Origin of the sequence: Nostoc sp. LPT (assembly GCF_017115165.1) — a bacterium.
In the GTDB taxonomy this organism is placed as follows: Bacteria; Cyanobacteriota; Cyanobacteriia; order Cyanobacteriales; family Nostocaceae; genus Nostoc.
On the sequence record NZ_JABXKF010000018.1, the window covers coordinates 1 to 20,881 of the forward strand.

17 protein-coding genes are annotated in these 20,881 nt (G+C 38.5%); 13 read left to right on the plus strand and 4 right to left on the minus strand.

Features of this window, described 5'->3' with window-relative positions:
- Positions 1-73: 73 nt before the first annotated feature.
- Complete coding sequence (locus tag HWQ58_RS03370; protein WP_292857726.1) at positions 74-1,174, minus strand: ArsA family ATPase; 1,101 nt, start codon at positions 1,172-1,174, stop codon at positions 74-76.
- A 120-nt stretch (positions 1,175-1,294) separates the two neighbouring features.
- The gene (locus HWQ58_RS03375) at positions 1,295-1,486 is read right to left on the minus strand and encodes a DUF2862 domain-containing protein (protein WP_292857729.1); all 192 of its coding nucleotides are present in this window, start codon (positions 1,484-1,486) and stop codon (positions 1,295-1,297) included.
- 593 nt (positions 1,487-2,079) lie between these two features.
- Between HWQ58_RS03375 and HWQ58_RS03380 the strand changes: the two genes are divergently transcribed.
- From HWQ58_RS03380 to HWQ58_RS03415, 8 genes are all read left to right on the plus strand, one after another.
- The gene (locus HWQ58_RS03380) at positions 2,080-2,886 is read left to right on the plus strand and encodes an ABC transporter permease (RefSeq protein WP_292857732.1); all 807 of its coding nucleotides are present in this window, start codon (positions 2,080-2,082) and stop codon (positions 2,884-2,886) included.
- 3 nt (positions 2,887-2,889) lie between these two features.
- On the plus strand, positions 2,890-3,630 hold the full coding sequence (locus tag HWQ58_RS03385; protein WP_292857735.1) for an ABC transporter ATP-binding protein: 741 nt from the start codon (positions 2,890-2,892) through the stop codon (positions 3,628-3,630).
- Positions 3,631-4,069: 439 nt separating this feature from the next.
- Positions 4,070-5,437 carry a DUF268 domain-containing protein gene (locus HWQ58_RS03390; protein ID WP_292857738.1) on the plus strand — a complete coding sequence of 456 codons (1,368 nt, stop codon included), beginning with the start codon at positions 4,070-4,072 and terminating at the stop codon, positions 5,435-5,437.
- Positions 5,438-5,463: 26 nt separating this feature from the next.
- Positions 5,464-9,186 carry a glycosyltransferase gene (locus HWQ58_RS03395; RefSeq protein ID WP_292857741.1) on the plus strand — a complete coding sequence of 1,241 codons (3,723 nt, stop codon included), beginning with the start codon at positions 5,464-5,466 and terminating at the stop codon, positions 9,184-9,186.
- Positions 9,187-9,230: 44 nt separating this feature from the next.
- Entirely contained in the window at positions 9,231-10,196 is a 966-nt protein-coding gene (locus HWQ58_RS03400; protein WP_292857744.1) for a GDP-mannose 4,6-dehydratase, read from the plus strand.
- Positions 10,197-10,371: 175 nt separating this feature from the next.
- A complete protein-coding gene (locus HWQ58_RS03405) occupies positions 10,372-11,667 on the plus strand; it encodes a glycosyltransferase family 1 protein (RefSeq protein WP_292857746.1) in 1,296 nt (431 codons plus the stop codon).
- Between the two features lie 471 nt (positions 11,668-12,138).
- A complete protein-coding gene (locus tag HWQ58_RS03410) occupies positions 12,139-13,113 on the plus strand; it encodes a hypothetical protein (protein ID WP_292857749.1) in 975 nt (324 codons plus the stop codon).
- Between the two features lie 178 nt (positions 13,114-13,291).
- A complete protein-coding gene (locus HWQ58_RS03415; RefSeq protein WP_292857752.1) occupies positions 13,292-14,386 on the plus strand; it encodes a glycosyltransferase family 1 protein in 1,095 nt (364 codons plus the stop codon).
- A 42-nt stretch (positions 14,387-14,428) separates the two neighbouring features.
- On the opposite strand, the gene HWQ58_RS03420 is transcribed toward HWQ58_RS03415, so the two are convergent.
- Positions 14,429-15,202, minus strand: coding sequence for a sulfotransferase domain-containing protein (locus HWQ58_RS03420; RefSeq protein ID WP_292857754.1), 774 nt, complete (start codon positions 15,200-15,202; stop codon positions 14,429-14,431).
- Positions 15,203-15,343: 141 nt separating this feature from the next.
- Between HWQ58_RS03420 and HWQ58_RS03425 the strand changes: the two genes are divergently transcribed.
- From HWQ58_RS03425 to rfbD, 3 genes are all read left to right on the plus strand, one after another.
- Positions 15,344-16,420, plus strand: coding sequence for a glucose-1-phosphate thymidylyltransferase (locus HWQ58_RS03425; RefSeq protein ID WP_292857757.1), 1,077 nt, complete (start codon positions 15,344-15,346; stop codon positions 16,418-16,420).
- 114 nt (positions 16,421-16,534) lie between these two features.
- Complete coding sequence (gene rfbC / locus HWQ58_RS03430; protein ID WP_292857760.1) at positions 16,535-17,080, plus strand: dTDP-4-dehydrorhamnose 3,5-epimerase; 546 nt, start codon at positions 16,535-16,537, stop codon at positions 17,078-17,080.
- A gap of 198 nt (positions 17,081-17,278) precedes the next feature.
- Positions 17,279-18,172, plus strand: coding sequence for a dTDP-4-dehydrorhamnose reductase (rfbD, locus tag HWQ58_RS03435; protein WP_292857791.1), 894 nt, complete (start codon positions 17,279-17,281; stop codon positions 18,170-18,172).
- A 127-nt stretch (positions 18,173-18,299) separates the two neighbouring features.
- Here rfbD and HWQ58_RS03440 read toward each other — a convergent pair whose 3' ends face one another.
- Entirely contained in the window at positions 18,300-19,034 is a 735-nt protein-coding gene (locus HWQ58_RS03440) for a 2-phosphosulfolactate phosphatase family protein (protein ID WP_292857763.1), read from the minus strand.
- Between the two features lie 327 nt (positions 19,035-19,361).
- Here HWQ58_RS03440 and HWQ58_RS03445 point away from each other — a divergent pair, with 327 nt between their 5' ends.
- Both HWQ58_RS03445 and HWQ58_RS03450 read left to right on the plus strand, forming a co-directional pair.
- Positions 19,362-19,781, plus strand: coding sequence for a BlaI/MecI/CopY family transcriptional regulator (locus tag HWQ58_RS03445; protein WP_292857766.1), 420 nt, complete (start codon positions 19,362-19,364; stop codon positions 19,779-19,781).
- On the plus strand, positions 19,781-20,620 hold the full coding sequence (locus HWQ58_RS03450; RefSeq protein WP_292857794.1) for a M56 family metallopeptidase: 840 nt from the start codon (positions 19,781-19,783) through the stop codon (positions 20,618-20,620). Before HWQ58_RS03445 ends, HWQ58_RS03450 begins: the two co-directional genes overlap by 1 nt.
- The last annotated feature ends 261 nt before the right edge of the window (positions 20,621-20,881 follow it).

The following is a 20,881-nucleotide window of genomic DNA, read 5'->3' on the forward strand; positions in this document are numbered from 1 at the left end:
CCTCATCTCCCTCATCTCCCTCATCTCCCTCATCTCCCTCATCTCCCTCATCTCCATTCCCCATTCCCATAAATTAAAACGAAATTATCAAATAATTATTCTGAAACTTTGCTCCAGCAACAGGTCTGCCACTCAGAGCCGGGGGTAAGGGAATATTGCGCCGCTGATCTCCTGCTTCTACCGTGACTTCTGGCCCATATTGGGTGAGCTTGACTTGCTTTTTGTCAAATCCTGGCAAGAATAAGCGTACTTGACGATTGTGGATGTCTATTTCAATAGGTTTGGGAGCCTGTAAAGCTTGTGCTTCAAAGTTGGGTAGAGCGTCTATCAGTGGTTGCCAATCACCTGTTGACGAGTCGGGAACGACGCTCACAGGTAGGGGTATAAATTCCTCTGACAGATTGACATTTGTCTCGGTAGACACAAGCAGAACACCACCGACAGTTAAACCGATTTGTTGAGCGCTACCCCATAAATAACGAGCATTTGCTAGCTCAATCGGATCTCCTGTAGTCACTAAGAAAGCAGCGAGACGCTTGGGATCGGCAAGAGCAGCTCTCCCATTTTCTAAGAAATTATTGACTTGGTTAGTGGGCCCTGCAAAGTTATCTGCTGTCCAGTTGATATTGAAAAAACTGCTAATCAGCGGTTGAATCAAGGGTGATTCAGTAATCGTCTTCCCCAAATCGGAGTTGACAAACAATTGCCGAAATCGCCGGACATACCAACTCAGGGATTCTGGCAAACCTAACGTTCGCAGCGTTAAAGAGTCGCCCGTGCCATCGTAGACGATCGCATCATATTTGCCACTGGCATCATATTCGCGGATAGCATTCAGTGCCAGGGCGTTGTCCATCCCCGGCAATACTACCAGTTCTTGACCAAAAACGTCTTTGAAGATGGGCGTGCGGAGATATTGCGCCTCAAGTTTCTTCACTTCGTCCCAGTTGCGTTCTAGGAGTACAGATGCTTGAAACTGGACTACTTGCAAATTGGGAGCGATTTCCTGGGGATCGGCAGTAACGGTAGTACCCAGCAGGATTTGCAACGTTGGTTCTGCTTGTCCTGCTAAGAGTACGCGCTTGCCTTGACTTGCCAATAACTTGGCGGCGGCGATCGCAATTTTGGTACGAGCGGTGCCGCCTTTGCCCAAAAATGTCAAAATTAGAGCCATTAGTTGATTCCTATTTTCACCGCCGAGCTTTTCAACTCCAACTTAGCACTCAACAAAGACTCTCAACCTGTGGTTGAAACTTCAGATATCAAGAAAAACTCGGATCTGAGTTCTTTACTACTACACAGGTTTGATTTCATCTTCAAAAAACCAAGTGGAAGTATTGTCGTCAAACATTACCACTACACCGATCCCAGCACCATCGGTGACTTTGTAGCCTTGAATGATACCCACTTGCCCGAGTTTTTTTACAAGTGGGGGAGAAACGCGATCGCGCAAACGAAAGACTTTAACCTTTTGTCCGATTTCCATGCCTGATTACAATTCAGATAAACCAAGTCTCAGTGTAGCGGAATCCGTGACTCTGCTCTCATAAATTCAGTGGAGATGGGGGAGAGATGAGAAAGAATAACTCCTAACTCCTGACTTAACAGCTTAAAATTAAATCAACAACCAAACAGGTACATACTCAATGTTTGTCTTTTTTTGGTCAAAGACACCAAAATTGATTGCGTATTTATACCAAGTAGATTGCCACTTTAGGGTAATAATAAATACTAAAATACAATTGTGGTTGTCACAAGAACAACTGCGATCGCACGGCTTCGCTAGATAGAGTGGCGCTTATATCGCCCTATGAACAACATTTTTATTGACTATAAAGCAATTATATGGTATAAAAGCCTAATTATTTGTGGTAGATAGTTCTAGGAACCAATTGATAAATTAATTGGTCTTGCCCGGATAGGATGTGATTAAAAGTATAAAAATCGTAACTAGTAACTTGTGTGTTTAACAATGCTTTTTAAAATAAAGTTTTTATTGTTAAAGTAATGCGGTAAAGTAGCCACCAATAGTATAGAATCTGCAAATAATTTAGCTACGATCTGTAGCGGTGTGTAAGGATGAAGCTTTCGGTTAAAAGTAATTCAACTTGGTTGCAAGTGTGGCGCTACTGGGAATTGCTGCACGTCTTGGTAGCGCGAAATCTTAAAGTGCGTTATCGGGGTTCATTTCTGGGGGTTTATTGGTCACTCTTGAACCCGTTGATTATGACCGGGCTATACACTGCAATTTTTGGGACAACGTTTTCGTCGTATTACAATAACTCAATACCAAACTATGTCTTAGCCGCATTTACAGGGCTAGTGGTAATCAACTTTTTTTCAGCTTCTACTTTTCAGGCTTTGAGTAGCGTAGTGGCCAATGGCTCACTTTTAAATAAAATTCGTCTGCCAGTCAGTATTTTTCCAATATCAATGATTGCAGCAAATGTATTTCAGTTTTGCGTCGGGGTGTTGCCCTTGTTAGGAATTATAACTTTTGTTAAATCCAAAAGTTTAGTAAATGTGCTGGCATTACTGTTTCCATTTCTAGCGCTGGTTTTAGTCTGTACAGGAATTGGTTTTTTGGTAAGCGCTTTATATGTATTTTTTAGAGATTTACCTTATTTTTATGAGTTAATTATATTTGTAATTTGGATCAGTAGTCCTGTCTTTTATCCGCCAGACATTGTTCCAAAAACAGTAAAAGCATTTTTAGGGTTAAATCCTTTATCACCAATTATTGAAAGTACCCGTCAGATTACACTATCGGGAGCTGTACCAGATTTAAGTTTAATTTGGGGAGCCTTGCTCAGTGGCATAATTATTTTGTCACTAGGATGGGTTTGTTTTCACCTGTGGCGGCATCAATTTATGGATTTGCTGTAAAAGATGGAAGTAATTCGCCTAGATCGAGTTTCGCTGTGGCGACGGACACAAGAAGAGTTTTCTTATGACCTAAAGAAAACACTCCTATCTGTTTTGGAAGGTAAATATCACCAGCCTGCGAAGAAACAGGTGCTAAATGAAATTGATTTAGTTGTTGAAAGAGGTGAAAAAATAGGTATTATAGGGGCAAATGGCTCTGGTAAATCAACACTATTAAAGATAATTTCTGGGATTTTGCAACCTACCAGCGGTTTGGTGCGAGTACGCGGTCAAATTGCTCCATTGATTGAACTTGGAGCGGGGTTTGATGCAGAAATTTCTGTGATGGATAATATTTTGCTGTATGGCGTATTACTGGGATATTCTCGAACAGAAATGCGGAAAAGAACGCTTTCAATATTAGAGTTTGCAGAGTTAGAAGATTATGCATTAGTACCAGTGAAGGGATTATCTTCTGGAATGGTAGCACGATTAGGATTTGCGATCGCCACCGACATACAGCCGGACATTTTGATATTGGATGAAGTATTGTCAGTAGGAGATGAAAGTTTCAAAAACAAGTGTAAGCGAAGAATTGAGCAATTTTGGAATCAGAACGCTACTGTACTAGTAGTTTCTCATGATTTAAAATTTATAAAACAGTCTTGTGTTCGAGGAATTTGGTTAGATCAAGGAAAAGTGCGTTTTATGGGAAACGCGGATGAAACTGCCGACAACTATTTAAACTCAGTAAATAAAATTTAATGTAAATTATCTAAGTATTATTTATTTATCACGGGAGCATCCCAAATGTGCAAGTTTATTTTTATACGGTATTTGGACTTAGACGGAGAATGAAATAACAAACCGCCTTCGCGTTAGCGTTTCCCCTTGGGAGAAGGACGCATACTCCTACGGAGAAGCAAGCTACGCGCAGCGTCTCGTCAGAGAAGAACGCAAAGGAAAGAGGTTTGTACAGGCTTTTTGTCCCAGTCCTGTGGCTTTTAGCTTGCATTGGGATCCTCCCCTTATCACTAGTAATTCCGCCTTAAGGAAAATTATTTTGTAAATGACGTGAATTGGATGACTATATGATTAGATAGACTATGGCAAAAATTCTAGTTAGGCTTTGAATAAAATTTATTAAAAACAAAAATGTATTCTTTTGGCAAGAATGATCGATGATAAATTTTAGGAGAATCAAATGGATTACGAAAAAATATTAGAGCGTATTAGTGATGTTTATCAGCAATCCGTTAGATTCGATCGTCCGGCTGGAAATGAGGAAAATGAATCAAGCAAAAAAATAAATATGCCTCATCAAGTAATAAATAATAGTTATGTTCCAGAAATTGATGGTAACTATTTATTATTTTTTAATGAGGTATATACAAATACTATTCGTAAATGGCTAAAAAATATTTTAAAGAAAATAGCATGGCCTATTTTGAAAAGACAAGTTTATTATAATTCTGCTGTTAGACAACTTTTATACAATTTAATCCAAAAAAGTGATGAATATTCTACAAGGGATAAAGAGGTAAATAAGAAGTTTTCTCAGCTTGAGCAGAAAATAGAACAGCTTTCTCAACTAGAACAGAAAATAGACCAACTACCTCAACTAGAACAGAAAATAGAACAGCTTTCTCAACTTGAGCAGAAAATAGACCAACTACCTCAACTAGAACAGAAAATAGAACAGCTTTCTCAACTTGAGCAGAAAATAGACCAACTACCTCAACTAGAACAGAAAATAGAACAGCTTTCTCAACTTGAGCAGAAAATAGAACAGCTTTCTCAACTTGAGCAGAAAATAGAGCAAATTTCTACTGAATTACAAGCTGACAACAGCGTAACGAACCAAGCCTCTTCTAATGAAGAATCTAAAATTGCGAGTGGTTTATGGTTCAATGAACCAATAATTGTGGGCTATCACGAAAATGGCGAAGCTTATTGGGCAGGAACTAATGAGAGAATATTCGAGAAGACCTTTGTTTTACAATCTCTTGCCCGTTTGTATGAATCAAGCAGTATAACAGTCTTGGATGTAGGTGCTGCCGAAAGCCTCCTTTCGTATGAGTTAGCTAATTTTAATTACTCAGTTACAGCAATAGACATTCGCCCCATAGCCTTATTTCATCCCAACTTGAAGTTTGTTAAAACTGATATTTGCAACCCTGTATTACCGCCAGCTAGTTTTGATTGTGTGATTGCTTTATCAACTTTAGAACATATTGGCTTAGGATGGTATGGAGATGAAACAGGAAAGAATTATGATATTAAAGCTGCCCAAAAGATTAGTTTACTTTTAAAACCAGAAGGTAGTTTTATCCTTACAGTTCCCTATGGTAAAAAAGCTTTAACACCAGTACATCGAATATATAACCAAGAGTCACTACAAAAACTAATTCAAGATTTCAGGATAGTTCAAATATCCTATGGAGTACGTAAGGATGACTTTACTTGGACTATTACTGAAAATGAATTAGAAGCATCTGAAAAAGAACATAATCCAGATAATTACCTTCCTGGCGCAGTAGCTATGTTGGTATGTAAAAAAAACCTTGTATAAAAAATTAAATCTCAAATTGACGCAGCATGAAAATAGCCATCGATCTTCAAGCTCTGCAAACAAATAATTCTAGAAATAGAGGTATTGGTCGTTATACACAATCTGTAATAGAAGCTCTCTTTGGACAGCAAAATACTCTGAGTTACCAGCTATATACGAATAGTAATCTACTATCTCCAGAACTGGATGAAAATTACTTTCAGTATAATTCTTTAGATTACCCATACATTGGTAGTTGCGACATTAATGAACTACTGTTAAAAACTGTTTTAATGGCAGCAGATGTTGATGTAATATTTATACCTAGCCCGATGGAGGGTTTAGAATGCACAATCCCTAACTATAGCGATTTTCCTAAAAAAGTTTTTGTCATCTGCTATGATTTAATACCTCTCATCTTTTCTGATAGATACTTAAATGAGTCAAATATGCGCTCACTTTATATGAAGCGCTTAAAAAATATACAAAATGCTGATTTTATATTTGCAATCTCGGAAGCTACCCGCCAAGATGTAATTAAATACCTCGATATACCCCCTGAGAGAGTTTTAAACGTTTCGGGTGGTGTCTCTGCTTTTTTTACTCCAATTCCTGCTCATGAACAGCAAGCTTGGCTCGAAACTTTTGCAAGGAAGTTTGGTATTTACAAAAAATTTGTTCTTTATACAGGAGGCGAAGATTGGCGAAAGAACATTGAAGGGCTAGTCACTGCTTTTTCTGCCTTACCCAAGAATTTGCAAGAATGTTACCAATTAGTAGTTGCCTGCAAAGTTTCTGACCATTTTAGCAAAGAAATAACTAGTTTGGCGTCAAAATTAGGAATTAATAAATCTATAATATTAACAAATTATGTTACAGATGAAGAATTAAGAGCTTTATACTCAACCTGCTCTCTATTCGTTTTTCCTTCTTTTTATGAAGGCTTTGGTTTACCGTTACTTGAGGCTATTTCATGTGGCGCACCATCGATTGCAAGTAATAGCTCATCTTTGCCAGAAATTTTAGGTTCTGATGAATTACTGTTCGATCCATACTCACCTTCTGATATGGCTGGGATAATGCAAAAAGTTCTATCTGATGAGAACCTTAGAACAAAAATCTCAGAGGATGCACTTCAGCAATCAGCAAAATTTTCTTGGCAATCTGTTGCTAAAAATATGCTTGATGTATTTCAAGAGCATCAGCTATTAAATAAAGTATCTATTTCAGTTAATCAAAAGCCACAAATAGCTTTTTTTAGCCCATTCCCACCAGCTAAATCTGGTATAGCAGACTATAGTCGAGACTTGTTACCATCATTGGGACAACACATTAACCTTGATTTATACCATGATGATAGTTATTTGCCCGATATTAACATCAGTAATAACTTATTTTCTCATACTAAATTTGAAGAAAGATTAAAATCTCAAGTATATGAAGGTATTATTTACCAGATAGGAAATAGTAGTTACCATTCTTATATGTACTCCCAATTAATGAGATATTCTGGAATATCCGTGTTGCATGACTATTACCTGGGAGGACTAATTAATTATATGGAAGCTCATTGTCCAGAACTTGGTATTAAATTTTCTAAAGAATTAGAACACAATTATGGAAAAGATAGAGCGGTAATAATATTGCAACTTTTGAAAACAGGGGAGTTGAATATTCATGAGAAGTTATCTCAAGCAGATATTTATATAAATAGAAGGATTTTTACACGTTCTCTAGGAGTGATATTGCACAGCAAATGGGCTTACAACTGTGCTATTAAAGAATTTACTAATGACAATGACTGCATTGTTCACATACCACAGGCAGTACCCAAGTTTACTTTTGGTAAAAAGTCTGTTATGGATGAGCGTCAAAAGTTAGGTATTCCGAACGATAGAATTATAATTTCAACCTTTGGATTTATAAGTAGTACTAAACGCCCGCTACAAATTCTTTATGCATTTAAGAAGTATCTTGTAACTCAACCTAGTGCTTACTTAGTATTTGTGGGTGGTACTGATTACCTTGGTACAATTAATATAGAAGATGAAATTAGAAAACTAAGTTTACAAGGTCAAGTAAAAGTTACTGGCTATGTCAAGATGCTGGACTTTTACCGTTATATAGAAGTATCAGATATATGCCTCAACTTAAGATTTCCTTTTAATGGAGAAAGCTCTGCATCACTTCTGCGAATTTTGTCTGTTGGTAAGCCTACTATTGTTACAGATATCGGTTCCTTCTCTGATTTTCCCAATGATGTGGTGTTCAAAATACCCAATCCTGGACAAAGTGATGAAGTAGAAGAGATATTGAAATCTCTTATTCTACTAACTCAAAACTCAGACTACAGAAAATCCTTGAGCGAAAATGCATATAAGTATATTGCTAAAGAACATTCTCCAGACAAATGTGCTGATTTATATACAGAATTTATTCAGCAAATACTTTCTTCGCCTCAAGCAAAAAGCAAAAAACTTGCTGATTATGTAGGACGTGAATTAGCTAAAGTTATACCTAATGCATCTAAGAAAGTACTTACTACTTTTGCTAGAGCTATTGATAACTTGTATAAGCAAGAACAGCAAGTAGTTGAAGTTCTTAATCTAAATAAGACTGCTACACAAATGCAGACTTGTGTGCGAAAAAAACTGAACTTTAATGATTTTCTACACGAACGTCGCTCTATTTGTCTTGGAAAGATACCACAATCTAAAGAAATATTAAGCATTGGATGTGCTGGAAATTGGTACTTCGAGTGGTTCGATAAGTTTTACCCTTACTCTATTGAAAATCACACTGGTATAGATTTAAATCCAAAGCCACTAGATTTACCAAATAATGTAACTTGGATTCAACATGATGGGGATGATCTAAGCTTAATAAAGTCACAAAGCTTTGACTTAGTATTTGCTGGTCAATTTATTGAACATATATCTTGGGAATCGCAGGTAACTTTCCTGTTAGAAGTAAATAGAGTACTTAAATCAAATGGGATTTTTGTACTTGATAGTCCAAATTATACTGTTACTAATACATATGGATGGAAGCAACCAGAACACATACATGAACTAAGTTTTCAACAAGCGTGTGAGCTTTTACGGATTGCAGGTTTTGAAATTAAAGATTCATATGGTTTGATTCCAACAGACTTGTTAGGAATCCCACCTAATTTATTTGGCAAATATATTGAACCTTGTTTAGAAATAAATTTATATCAAGAAGATACTGAAAATGCAATTAATCAAGATCCGCAAAATTGCTTTGTTTGGTGGGTAACATGTCAAAAAATTCAAGAGATTGATCTTGCAGATAAAACTCTAATTAAGCGAATGCAGGAGTTTTATCTGGAAAACCAAAAAATGAAAAATGAGGTAATTTTTCATGGTATTGGTTCAATAATCGAAATCAAGCAAGAGTATTTTGTAATTGTAAATCCTGATGATGGACAAGGATTTGCAATTTTTGGCCCTTACGATTATTATTGCAAAGGTAAATATTTAGTTGAATTTGAACTCTTTGCCTTTGATGATGATAATGAAATATCTAAAAGGAATCTAGATTTAGTTGTAGCGATCGCAGATATTTCTACTAATTCTGGTGCGCTAGTTTTAGCCAAAAAAGAACTTACTCTAAGAGATATCTTAAAGAAAGAAAAGACAAAACTGAAGTTTATTATAGATACAACATCTATACTAGAGTTTCGAGTTTTATCGCTAGGAGTATATCCAGTTTTAGTTGGTATTAAACCAAAAGTATCAACGCTATAATTGAGTATTTCCAGAGAAGAAACATATTGTAACAAAAAGTGAGCATGACAACAAAAAAAGCCCTAATCACCGGGTTAACCGGACAGGATGGTTCATATCTTGCCGAACTACTCATAGCAAAAGGCTACCAAGTCTTTGGTCTAGTCCGTCGTTCTAGCACCAGCAATCTAGAGCGTATCACCCACCTTTATGGCGACATTCAAATCGTATCTGGCGACCTCCTCGATCAATCATCCCTCATGGATGTAGTAAGCGAATGCCAACCAGATGAAATATACAATCTCGCCTCTCAAAGCTACGTTCCACTCTCTTGGACACAACCTGCTCTTACTGCTGAATATACAGCTCTCGGTGTCTCCCGCCTCTTAGAATCTATTCGTCGCTGCAAACCTGATGCCAGATTCTATCAAGCATCTAGTAGTGAAGTTTTTGGTCAGCCTGACGAATCGCCCCAAACCGAACGCACTGCCTTTCGTCCCCGGAATCCTTATGGAGTTGCCAAAGCTTATGCTCATTGGATGACTGTCAACTATCGGCAGAAATACAACCTTTACAACTGTTGTGGTATTACTTATACTCATGAATCACCTCGACGCGGGACAGAATTTGTATTTCGCAAAATCACGCACGCAGTTGCCCAAATTAAATTAGGTTTGACAAATGAACTAAAATTAGGCAACCTAGATGCCCGTCGTGATTGGTGCTACGCCAAAGATGCTGTTTATGCTATGTGGCTGATGTTGCAGCAGGAACAACCTGATGACTACCTCATTGCCAGTGGTGAAACCTACTCTGTTAAAGAACTTGTTGAGTGTGCTTTTGACTGTGTTGGGCTTAATTGGCAAGATTATGTCTCGGTTGACCCCGCTTTTTATCGCGCTGATGAACCAGTGCAGTTAGTTGGTTGCATTGAGAAAATTAAAATGGGAATAGGTTGGCAGCCTCAATACTCTTTTAATCAATTGGTTGAGTTAATGGTTGATTATGACCTTAAGAAATTAAGCAGTTAGCTTTTTAGCTTCTTAATCATAAATAACCATTAACTTGAGACTAGGAAAAAAGTCAAATAGCTTACCTAAGAATGTAACTACTGAGTTTTTTAGTTATGGATTTTCTTAGGTAAGTTTTTTAAGTAAAAAACTTATTAACAATTGACAATAAAAATATTTTTAAGTAGGTTTTAGAATGAGGATATTTATAGATTGTACTCACACTGCAAAACATACATATAAAAATACTGGAATCCATCGAGTAGTTCGAGAGCTAACTTCTGAATTATTGCAAATAAGCTCAAACTGCACAGAGATAGAAATAGTAGCGGTTATGTTTGATGGTAGTTTTATGAGGAGAGTGACTAATCTTAATAAAGAGCAAGATGATCATTTTGTTAAGGTTAATAAATATCTCGCTCTAAGTAAAATAAATATAAAAGTTCAATCTCTACTTTTGAAGCTGAAAAATAAATTTATAAATTTTTTGTATATATTAAATTTAATTGATTGGTTTGATTCCAATTCAGCAAACAAAAAAGTTTTCCTTGAATTTGAAGATTCTATAGTCCAGTCAGGAGATATTTATGTGATAGCTGATGCTAATTGGGATCTACCTAAAACTTACTACCGATTTTTACAACTCTTAAAAAAGCATAGAGTTACTATTGTAGTTATATGTTATGATCTCATTCCAATAAAATTCCCAGAGTTTTCTTCCAAGAGATTTACTAAAGCTTTTACAAAATTTTACACCGATTATTCTATTTTATTCGATAAAGTATTATGTATTTCTCAGAGGAGTGCTGAAGATTATATTAATGCAAGAAATCAAGGAATACTAGCTAATAATAACTCACAAATTGTTCAAAGCTTTCGTTTGGGCGGTAATTATTATAAACATAATTTGTTGCTAAATGAAAAAAATTACAAAGATGTAAGATTGCAGAAATTCCTTAACAATAAATATATTTTAGTAGTTGGAAGCTTAGTGCCTCATAAAAATATTAAAACTATCATTGCAGCCTTTGATTTATTGATAAGTTCTAGTTATGATGATGTATTTTTAGTTTTTGCAGGTAATAAAGGTTGGGACTCAGAAACTGATAATTTGATAGAATCTAATAAAATGTATAGCAAGCTCATAGAAATACTAGGTTCTGTTACCGATGCTCAACTAGATTTTCTCTATCAAAACTGTTACTGTTTAGTTCAAGCCTCCTTTTATGAAGGATTTGGATTACCTGTGGTAGAAGCACTACAACACTGTAAACCTGTAATTGCCAGCAATGGTGGCTCTTTGCCTGAAGTAGGAGGCGATTTTTGTAGATATTTCTCTCCTACTCAACCAACAGAACTGTATGAAGCTTTAAAAGAGCTACTTGATTCAGATATTTACTACAATAATTTGGTAGAGCGCATAAGAAATGAGTATGTACCATTTTCATGGCAAGAATCTGCTGAAGAGTTTCTCTCTTGTTTGTATAATTAAATTCAGTTGAAATAAAAGCTTAAAAATTTGTTGTCCAATCTATCTTTTTTGTCTAAGAAACCCACAGGTATAACAACTTAGGCTTTCAATATTCCTGCAAATCTGCAATTTCTCAAACTGACATTATTAACTTCACAGTCAATTTCTGGCTATAAATACTATGGAAATTCATCAAAATTAACACCAAACCACAGTTTATAAAAGTGATATATTATATCATGTCCGCCAAATCACCCATAATAAAAGAACCCCACCCCCAACGCCTCCCCGCTCTTCGGGAGGGGAGCTAAAGCGCAGCTTTTGCGGGGTGGGGTTCCGGTTATTATGGGTGATTTGGTGGACATCATATTATCCTATTATTTGTTAAATAAACTACTAATAAACTTTTTTGTTGTCAGTAATAATTTTGATAAAAGACCAAAATTAAGAAATTAAATTTTACATAACAAACTAAAAAGCAAGTCGAAAATTATGTTAGATAAAGTATCACAAATCGTAAAAGCTATATTGAATCTATTAAGGTTATTGAAAAAAACAGATGCTATAAGCTTGAATATTAAAACTTTCGGCTATGAATATGCTCGTCATTTGCGCGAGCAGTTGACAATATCTAGTAATTTATCACCACAAAAAATTAACTTACAATCCAAAGCTTGTCAACAAAATGATATTGAATCAGATTGGTTTTTATACTGGTGTCAAGAGATGAAAATGCCTGTAGCATACCATCGGAAGTTATGGGAATTTTGCTATATTTTACAAGCATTATATGAATACGATTTACTTACTCCTGGACGTAAAGGTTTAGGTTTTGGTTGTGGTGAAGAACCTCTGCCAAGTATTCTTGCTGCTTATGATATTGCGATTACGGCTACAGATTTAGATCCAACAGCATCAGCTGCACAGGGTTGGATAGAAACTAAACAAAATATGTCTTCTTTAGAAAAGATATTCCGTCCTGAGTTATGTACAAAAGAACTATTTACTAAAAATGTGAGTCTAAAGTATGTCGATATGAATGCTATTCCTGCTTACTTAGAAGGTAAATATGATTTCTGCTGGTCTGCTTGTGCATTAGAACATCTAGGTAGCATTAAAAATGGACTTCTATTTATCGAAAATTCTTTAAAAACTCTAGTTCCTGGAGGAATAAGTATACAAACGACAGAATTTAATTATTTAGAAGAAGAAGAAACTATTGACAACAAGGGAACAGTACTTTTTAGAAAAAAAGATTTTGAACAAATTGCTAAAAAACTAACTGCGGCAGGACATCAAGTAGTACCCCTAAATTTCAATATTGGTTCTCGCGTGTTAGATAAATTTATTGATATTCCTCCATATTACAGTCAAATACATGACATACCACAAGAAGCACATTTAAAATTATTAGTCGGTCGTTTCGCTTCGACATCCTTTGGTATGATCATCAGAAAAGCTGTGTAAGAAGCTACGATTCTTAAGTTGCCGTAGTATAGCAAAGTGCTGAGTGCTGAGTAGAAGCCCAGTTAAATCAAGGCTTTTAGCAATTAATATTGTCCTAACCTATGTGGCTACGGCTATATTATGTAATTTTTAATAATATCAAAATTATTATTTTTCTAGCTAAAGAAAAAAATCCTAAATGAATATAGTAGATAATGTTTCTTCTAACCAATTAATTATTAACTTATCTATTCTCTTGTCTCAACCAACGGGTATAGGCAACTATGCTCAAAACATTTTTCCTTATTTAAAATCTTTGCAACCCACTCTATTAGTAGTGCAAAAATATCCCGATTTTGACTGCTATCCAATTCCGTCAAACTTAACCCCAAACCACGGCACTAAAGGTCATTTTAACCGCCTCTTCTGGACGCAATTTCAACTACCACAAATATATAAAAACCTTAAATCAAGTCTTTTATTCTCCCCGCTACCGGAAGCACCCCTTTATACTGACTGTCGTTTTGTTGTCACATCTTTTGATATGATACCGTTGCGCTTTGCCAAACGTTTTTCACCACTCACAGCCTACCACCGCTACTACACTCCCCAAATTCTTAAGCAAGCACAACACATTATTTGCATCTCCCAGACTACGGCTAAAGATATCACCGATTTTTACCAAATTCCCGCCAGTAAAATTACTCCGATTCTTTTAGCGCACGATCGCACTCACTTCCTTCCTCTCAATCTACCTACCCACAACTACTTTCTCTATATTGGTCGCCAAGATCCTTACAAAAACATCCAGCGACTCATCAGTGCTTTTGCGGCGTTACCTAATTGCAAAGACTATGAACTATGGTTAGTAGGGCCAATTGATTCGCGTTACACCCCGACTTTAAAAGTGCAAGTTGCAGAATTGGGTGTAACTAATCAGGTAAAGTTCCTTGATTATGTTCCTTACAGCGAATTGCCAAAAATCATCAATGAAGCGATCGCTCTAGTTTTCCCCAGTCTCTGGGAAGGTTTTGGTTTACCTGTCCTCGAAGCAATGGCTTGTGGTACTCCCGTCATTACCTCCAATCTCTCCTCCTTACCTGAAGTGGCTGGCGATGCGGCAATTTTAATCAATCCCTACAACACCGAAGAAATTACAGAGGCAATGCAGGCGATCGCAACTCATTCAGAATTGCGATCGCATCTACGTACCCTTGGCCTCAACCGCGCCAGTCAGTTCAGCTGGGCAAAAACAGGACTTACCACCGCCGAAGTTCTCAAGCAGTACCTATAATGGCTGATTTCTAGAAGAAAATAGAGGCACTGCGGGGTAAGCTTAGTTCTTTACTGCAATAGCATTCCAGTTAGCGATCGCTTGCTCTTCGGTTAGAGTCGGGTCAACATTACACACATACTCAAGTTTAGCTAACACGCTTTGATGGGCAAAAGCAATCTCTTGAGCAACCGGTGCTGTAAGAAGCTTCTTCCAGAGAGCATACTTTCCCTGCCAGAAGTGATTGTTTGTACTCATGGTGCGGAGGCGATCAATGGAATGCAACGAAACCACATCTAATATAGGCTTGACTGGGGTCAGCCCCAGTTGTTCGTTAAACTGGGAAAGTTCTTTGACCGCATCATTCACCAGATTTTCGTAACGAACTTTCAACGTGTCTTCTCGCCTCCACCATTCCGGGCTAATCGATAGAAGTGCTGCTGCTCTACTTCCAGTGGCATAGTTGATAAACTCTGCGCTAAGTGGCGTTTTCTCAAGGATGGAAATCTCAGTTCCCCCTTTACCTTTTAGCCAGCTGGCAGTTTCCGGTTCGTAGCGGGCAAAATGCAGAATAGAAATCAATACATCTAAGGGATGGCGGGCAAGAGCTACCACACGAAATCCTTGCTCGGCTAGCAATGAAACTAAATCATCACTTCTGTGCCAATGAATCTGAAGCACTAATCTTGCTGGTAGCAAGTGCCAGGAAATGTCAGCTGGATGATGCACCGCCAGTTCAGCCATTTCATAACTGGCTGCCAGCATTTTTCGTAGCCAAGTGTTACCCGATCGAGGATTGCTAATTATTGCCAGACGCAAGGAGCCTAAACTGCTCAAATTCTGTTAATCCTTTCAATTAAATTAGGGTACATCCAAACTAACATCATACTGACACCATAATTTAAATGCAATGATTTGGGATTTTCTCAAGATTTCAGATTATCTTGACTAATGACTTGTAATTAATCCTAAATCCTGATGAAAGCACTCATTCTTTCTGGTGGTAAAGGTACACGCTTACGTCCCCTTACCTACAGTGGGGCAAAACAACTTGTACCAGTTGCTAACAAACCTGTTTTATGGTATGGCATTGAAGAGATGGTCGCGGCTGGTATTACTGATATTGGCATCATCATCAGTCCAGAAACCGGAGCAGAAGTCCAAGGGAAAACCGGAAATGGAGAAAACTTTGGAGCGAACATCACCTACATCATACAAGACCAGCCACTTGGACTTGCTCACGCCGTCCAAGTCGCTCGTCCTTTTTTAGGAGATTCTCCCTTTGTCATGTACTTGGGCGATAACCTGATTCAACTAGGTGAGTTACGTTACTTTCTGCAACAATTTAGCCAACAACAGCCAGATGCTTTGATTCTCTTACGTTCAGTTGCTAACCCTAGTGCCTTTGGTGTGGCTCAGATGGATGAAACAGGACGGGTATTACAGTTAATTGAAAAACCCAAAGTTCCTCCTTCAAATCTGGCATTAGTAGGGGTTTATTTCTTTTCTCACCTGATTTATGATGCGATCGCAAATATCCAACCTTCCACCAGAGGCGAGTTGGAAATCACTGATGCTATTCAATACCTGATTAATCAGCAAAAGCAGGTAGTAGCCCACAATCTCCAAGGCTGGTGGTTAGATACTGGTAAAAAAGATGATTTATTAGAAGCTAATAGATTGATTCTCGATACCTATCTAACAGCATTAGTTGTGGGCGAAATCGATGCCCAAAGTCAGATTATTGGACGAGTCCAAATCGGTGCAAAATCTAAAGTAATTAACTGCACAATTCGGGGGCCAGTAGTCATTGGTAGCAATTGTCATTTAGAAAACTGCTTTATTGGCCCTTATAGTAGCATCGCTAACAATGTCACACTCATTGATACTGATTTAGAACACAGCGTTATTTTAGAAGGTGCTAAAATTGCCGGAATCCATCAGCGTATTATTGATAGCGTGATTGGACAAAGGGCACAATTGAGTCTTGCACCTCGTCGCCCTAAAGCCTTACGATTTATGATTGGTGATGACTGTCAAATTGAACTAACGTGATTTACTTATTCAAAACAAAAAAAACACAGGCAAAATCTTAATTCTAATATCTGTAAAATACAAGTATTAAATTAGTCTCAAAATTAAGACTGTGGCACATTACTTGTAATATTAATGAGCATTGTACATACCAAAATTCCCGAAGTTATCCAACTCGAACCCCAAGTATTTGGAGACGATCGCGGTTTCTTTTTTGAAGCTTACAACCTCCAAAAATTTGCTCAAGAGATAGGAATTGTTACGAACTTCGTCCAAGATAACCACTCTTGCTCTAAGCAAAACGTCTTACGTGGATTGCACTACCAAATCCAACAACCTCAAGGTAAACTTATTCGTGTTGTTGTCGGTACTATCTTTGACGTAGCCGTAGACATTAGAAAAAGCTCGGCTACTTTTGGTAAGTGGGTAGGTTCTGAACTCAGTGCTGAAAACAAACGCTTACTGTGGATACCACCAGGCTTTGCTCATGGTTTCCTCGTGCTTTCAGAAATAGCCGAAGTTCTCTACAAAACTACAGATTATTACGCGCCTCAAAGCGATCGCACAATTCTATGGAACGATCCAGATTTAGCGATAGATTGGCCCCTAAGTGCGCCACCGATTTTATCAGCTAAAGACCAAGCTGGTAAACCTTTGAAAACTGCTGAAATATTTGATTAAGTAGTCATTGGTCATTGGTCATTGGTCATTGGTCATTGGTCATTGGTCATTGGTAGATACCCCGTCTCTTGTGATACCCTAAGCTTACTTTTATGGTGGGCGGAAAAATTTTGTCTTTCATCGGACTAATTCAAACTATGTTAAAGAGTGGGCGTGACTTCTCTTGGACAAATGACAAATGACAAATGACAAATGACTATGAGTCAATCAATTCTGCTAATTGGTAGCAATGGTCAAGTTGGTAAAGAACTACAACAAATACTCCCATCCTACTATGGTGATATTATCTCAGTAGCACGCCCAACAGTAGACCTTGCCCAACCCGATACCCTCCGCAATGTTATTAGATCCAAGCAGCCGCAAATCATCATTAACGCCGCCGCTTACACTGCTGTAGACAAAGCCGAAAGCGAACCCGAACTTGCTACCGCTATTAATGCGACTGCGCCCCTAATTCTTGCCCAAGAAAGCCAAAAATTAGGAGCTTTTCTAATTCATATTTCGACCGATTACGTTTTTGATGGTAATGGGTGTAGCCCTTACCAGGAAACCGATGCGACTAATCCTTTGAGTGTCTACGGTAAAACTAAACTTGCTGGAGAAGAAGCAATTCGGCAAACTTGCACCCATCATCTCATTCTCCGCACTGCTTGGGTTTATGGAACCTTTGGCAAAAGTAACTTTGTCAAAACCATGCTCCGACTAGGTGCAGAACGCCAAGAACTCCGTGTTGTTGCCGATCAAATTGGTAGCCCAACTTGGGCACAAGATATAGCCGCAGTTATAGCCCAGATGATTCCCCAGTTAACCCCAGAAATTAGCGGCATTTATCACTACACTAATAGCGGCGTTGCTAGCTGGTATGACTTTGCCGTTGCTATTTTTGAAGAAGCACAACAACTAGGCTTCCCTTTGAAAGTTGAACGTATTGTCCCCATTACAACTGCCGAATATCCGACACCAGCCCGTCGCCCTGCTTATTCCATCCTTGCTTGTGGAAAAATTTCCGCAATTTTAGGGACTTATCCTTCTCATTGGCGACAAAGACTTGGGCAAATGCTCACAGATTTGAAAATTGAGCATGGGGCATAGGGCATAGGGCATAGGGCATAGGGCATAGGGCATAGGGCATAGGGCATAGGGCACAAGAGGCAGAGCTGCACAGGAGCAGAAGGGAAAAACTTACTCCAACTACTCCCCAGTCCCCAGTCCCCAGTCCCTATCCCCTTTTTAATACTCCAGTTTCATGTTGCATGGGCAAAACATCTAAAATATCAGTTTGAGAACAATATTTTAAATCTTCTTGACAGTCAAGACGCAACAATCGTTGTCCGTGACTAGCTTGGTGAAGTAATCCTAATAAGTTATCTTGCCATTGAGAGTAAAGAGCGATCGCACTAATTACTTCATCGTTACCAGCGAGTTCTTCTGGGGACAAGTTGCTTTGTTGCAAAATACTATGAGCGATCGCACCCGCACATACTGTATCTTCTAAAGAAAAACTGCCTTCCCAACCAGAACCGACAATCCACACTGTCTCTGGTTGCTTATCTAAGAGAAATTGCACCACCGCCGCCCGGTTAATCAAGGCTGCTGCTAATACATTTGGAGAGTCTTGTACCCGTTGTAAGGCACGAGTGCCATTTGTGGTACTAATAAACAAACGCCGCCCTTGGACTAATTCTGGTGTGCAGTCGAGGGGAGAGTTACCCAACTCAAAACCAGCTACTTTCGCGCCGCCGCGTTCTCCAGCCCGCAGACGTTTTTCAGGGGGCCATTTTTCGCTAACTTCAATTAACCGATCTAAATCGCTGAATACTTGTACAGCTTCGCCTCCAGATGCCAAGACAGTCGCAATTGTGCTAGTGGCTCGCAAGACATCGACTGCGATCGCACATTCTGGCGCTTTATCCGTTGGAGTCAGTTCAGGAGTGTGGTATACGAATAACTTCACGGGCTGGATACACCTGCTTTAATACTATTGCCGCAAATAACATTTTACCTAGTTGGTGTCACTAAGCTATAGTCACAATTATTCCCAAAGCATTTTATAACATCAAAATGCACGATGTAACCTATTCAAGACAGAAATACTGAAAAAGTCCATTTTTATGCTTTTAGACTTTCAGATTTGCTGCACTATCCTGTAATCTAAAACAAGAACAGACTTTCTAAAGCCGTATTTGGCATTCTAAGTTAGCACCACTACGCATCCTGACTAAAGCCAAATAGAAACTAAAATTTTTACCTCTACTTTGCTCATCCCAAATCGAAAATCGCTATGGCACCTTTACCTGACTACCGCCCTAAACAACTATCTTTAGGCCCATTGGAAGCAGAAATTTTAAATATCATCTGGGAACTTGGTTCAGTCACAGTCAAGGATGTACACGATCGCATTCTCGCCGATCCCAACCGCGAATTAGCGTATACTTCTGTCACCACCGTCTTACGTCGCCTTACTGATAAAGGTTGGCTGGCTTGTGACAAGAAAGAGCGGGCATTCTATTGGCGGCCAATGCTGAGTAAGCAGCAATCAGAAGTCATCAAAGCTCACGAGCAGTTACAGCGATTTTTGGCGGTGGGGAATCCCGATGTTGTTGCTGCTTTTGCTGATAGTCTGGATGAAGCAGCTAGTGAGCAAATAGCAGCGATCGCTAAACGCATTCAATCTGCACGCCAAGCCAGGGAGGAACAATGATGCATCTAATAATGATTTTGAATGCTTTGGCAGTTGCTTGGTGGTTAAGATCCTCCTGGAATCAACGCCAAGGTAATTGGAGTCTCCGCTGGCAGCGATCGCTATTTTTGTTTCTCTTTCCGCCTTTGCTAATTTTCATGACTGCGATCGCTGTGCTGTTCATGGGGCCTCAAGGACAAATGGGCGGGATGTATACAGGCTCAATTAGCTATTTACTAGCATTAATTTATTTGGCATTTTTTGCCATTTCATGCATTAAACTTGCTTTCCAAGGTTGGCAGTCTGTAGAATCTGCCCGTAACTGTCCCTTAGTGAATGTTGGCGATAGACGAGCCAGACTGTTGCAAACCGGGGCGCTGTTTGCAGGTCAAATCGGTTTTTGGCAACCAGAACTAGTGGTTAGCCAAGGATTAGTGCAAACTCTCTCATCGGCTCATTTAGAAAGCGTCTTAGCCCATGAGCAAGGGCATCACCATTACAGGGATACGTTCTGGTTTTTCTGGCTGGGTTGGGTGCGTTCTTGCACAGCATGGTTGCCGAATACAGAGCCTTTATGGGAAGAATTGTTAGCTTTGCGCGAACTCCGTGCCGACGGTTATGCAGCATTGCAGGTAGACCCTTTGGTGTTAGCGGAATCACTTTTATTAGTAGTTAGTAGCAGTCCCGTTTTATCGGAAATTTGCTGTGCTGCATTAGGTTCCTCTGGTGCAGATCGTTTAGAACAAAGAGTAGAAGCTTTATTAGCACCACCAGAAGCAACGCCAGAAGCTCAATTGCAATCTTGGCATGGCTTTCTGTTGGCGTTCCTGCCTCTATTGAGTGTGATATTTCATAGTTAAATTGAATTTAAAAAGCTACTACAGCACAAAATCGTGATGTTTGTAACGAGAATTATGATGTTTGTAACAAAATCATGGCGTTTGTAACAAAAATCATCTTGTTTGTAACGAAAATCGTAGCGTTGCTAACCAAACTTGTAGCGTTGGTAATGAAAACTTAGTGTTTGTAACGAAAATTATCTTATTTGTAACGAAAATCGTAGTGTTGGTAACGAAAATCGTAGTGTTTGTAAAAAAAGTAGTGATGTTTGTAACCACAGC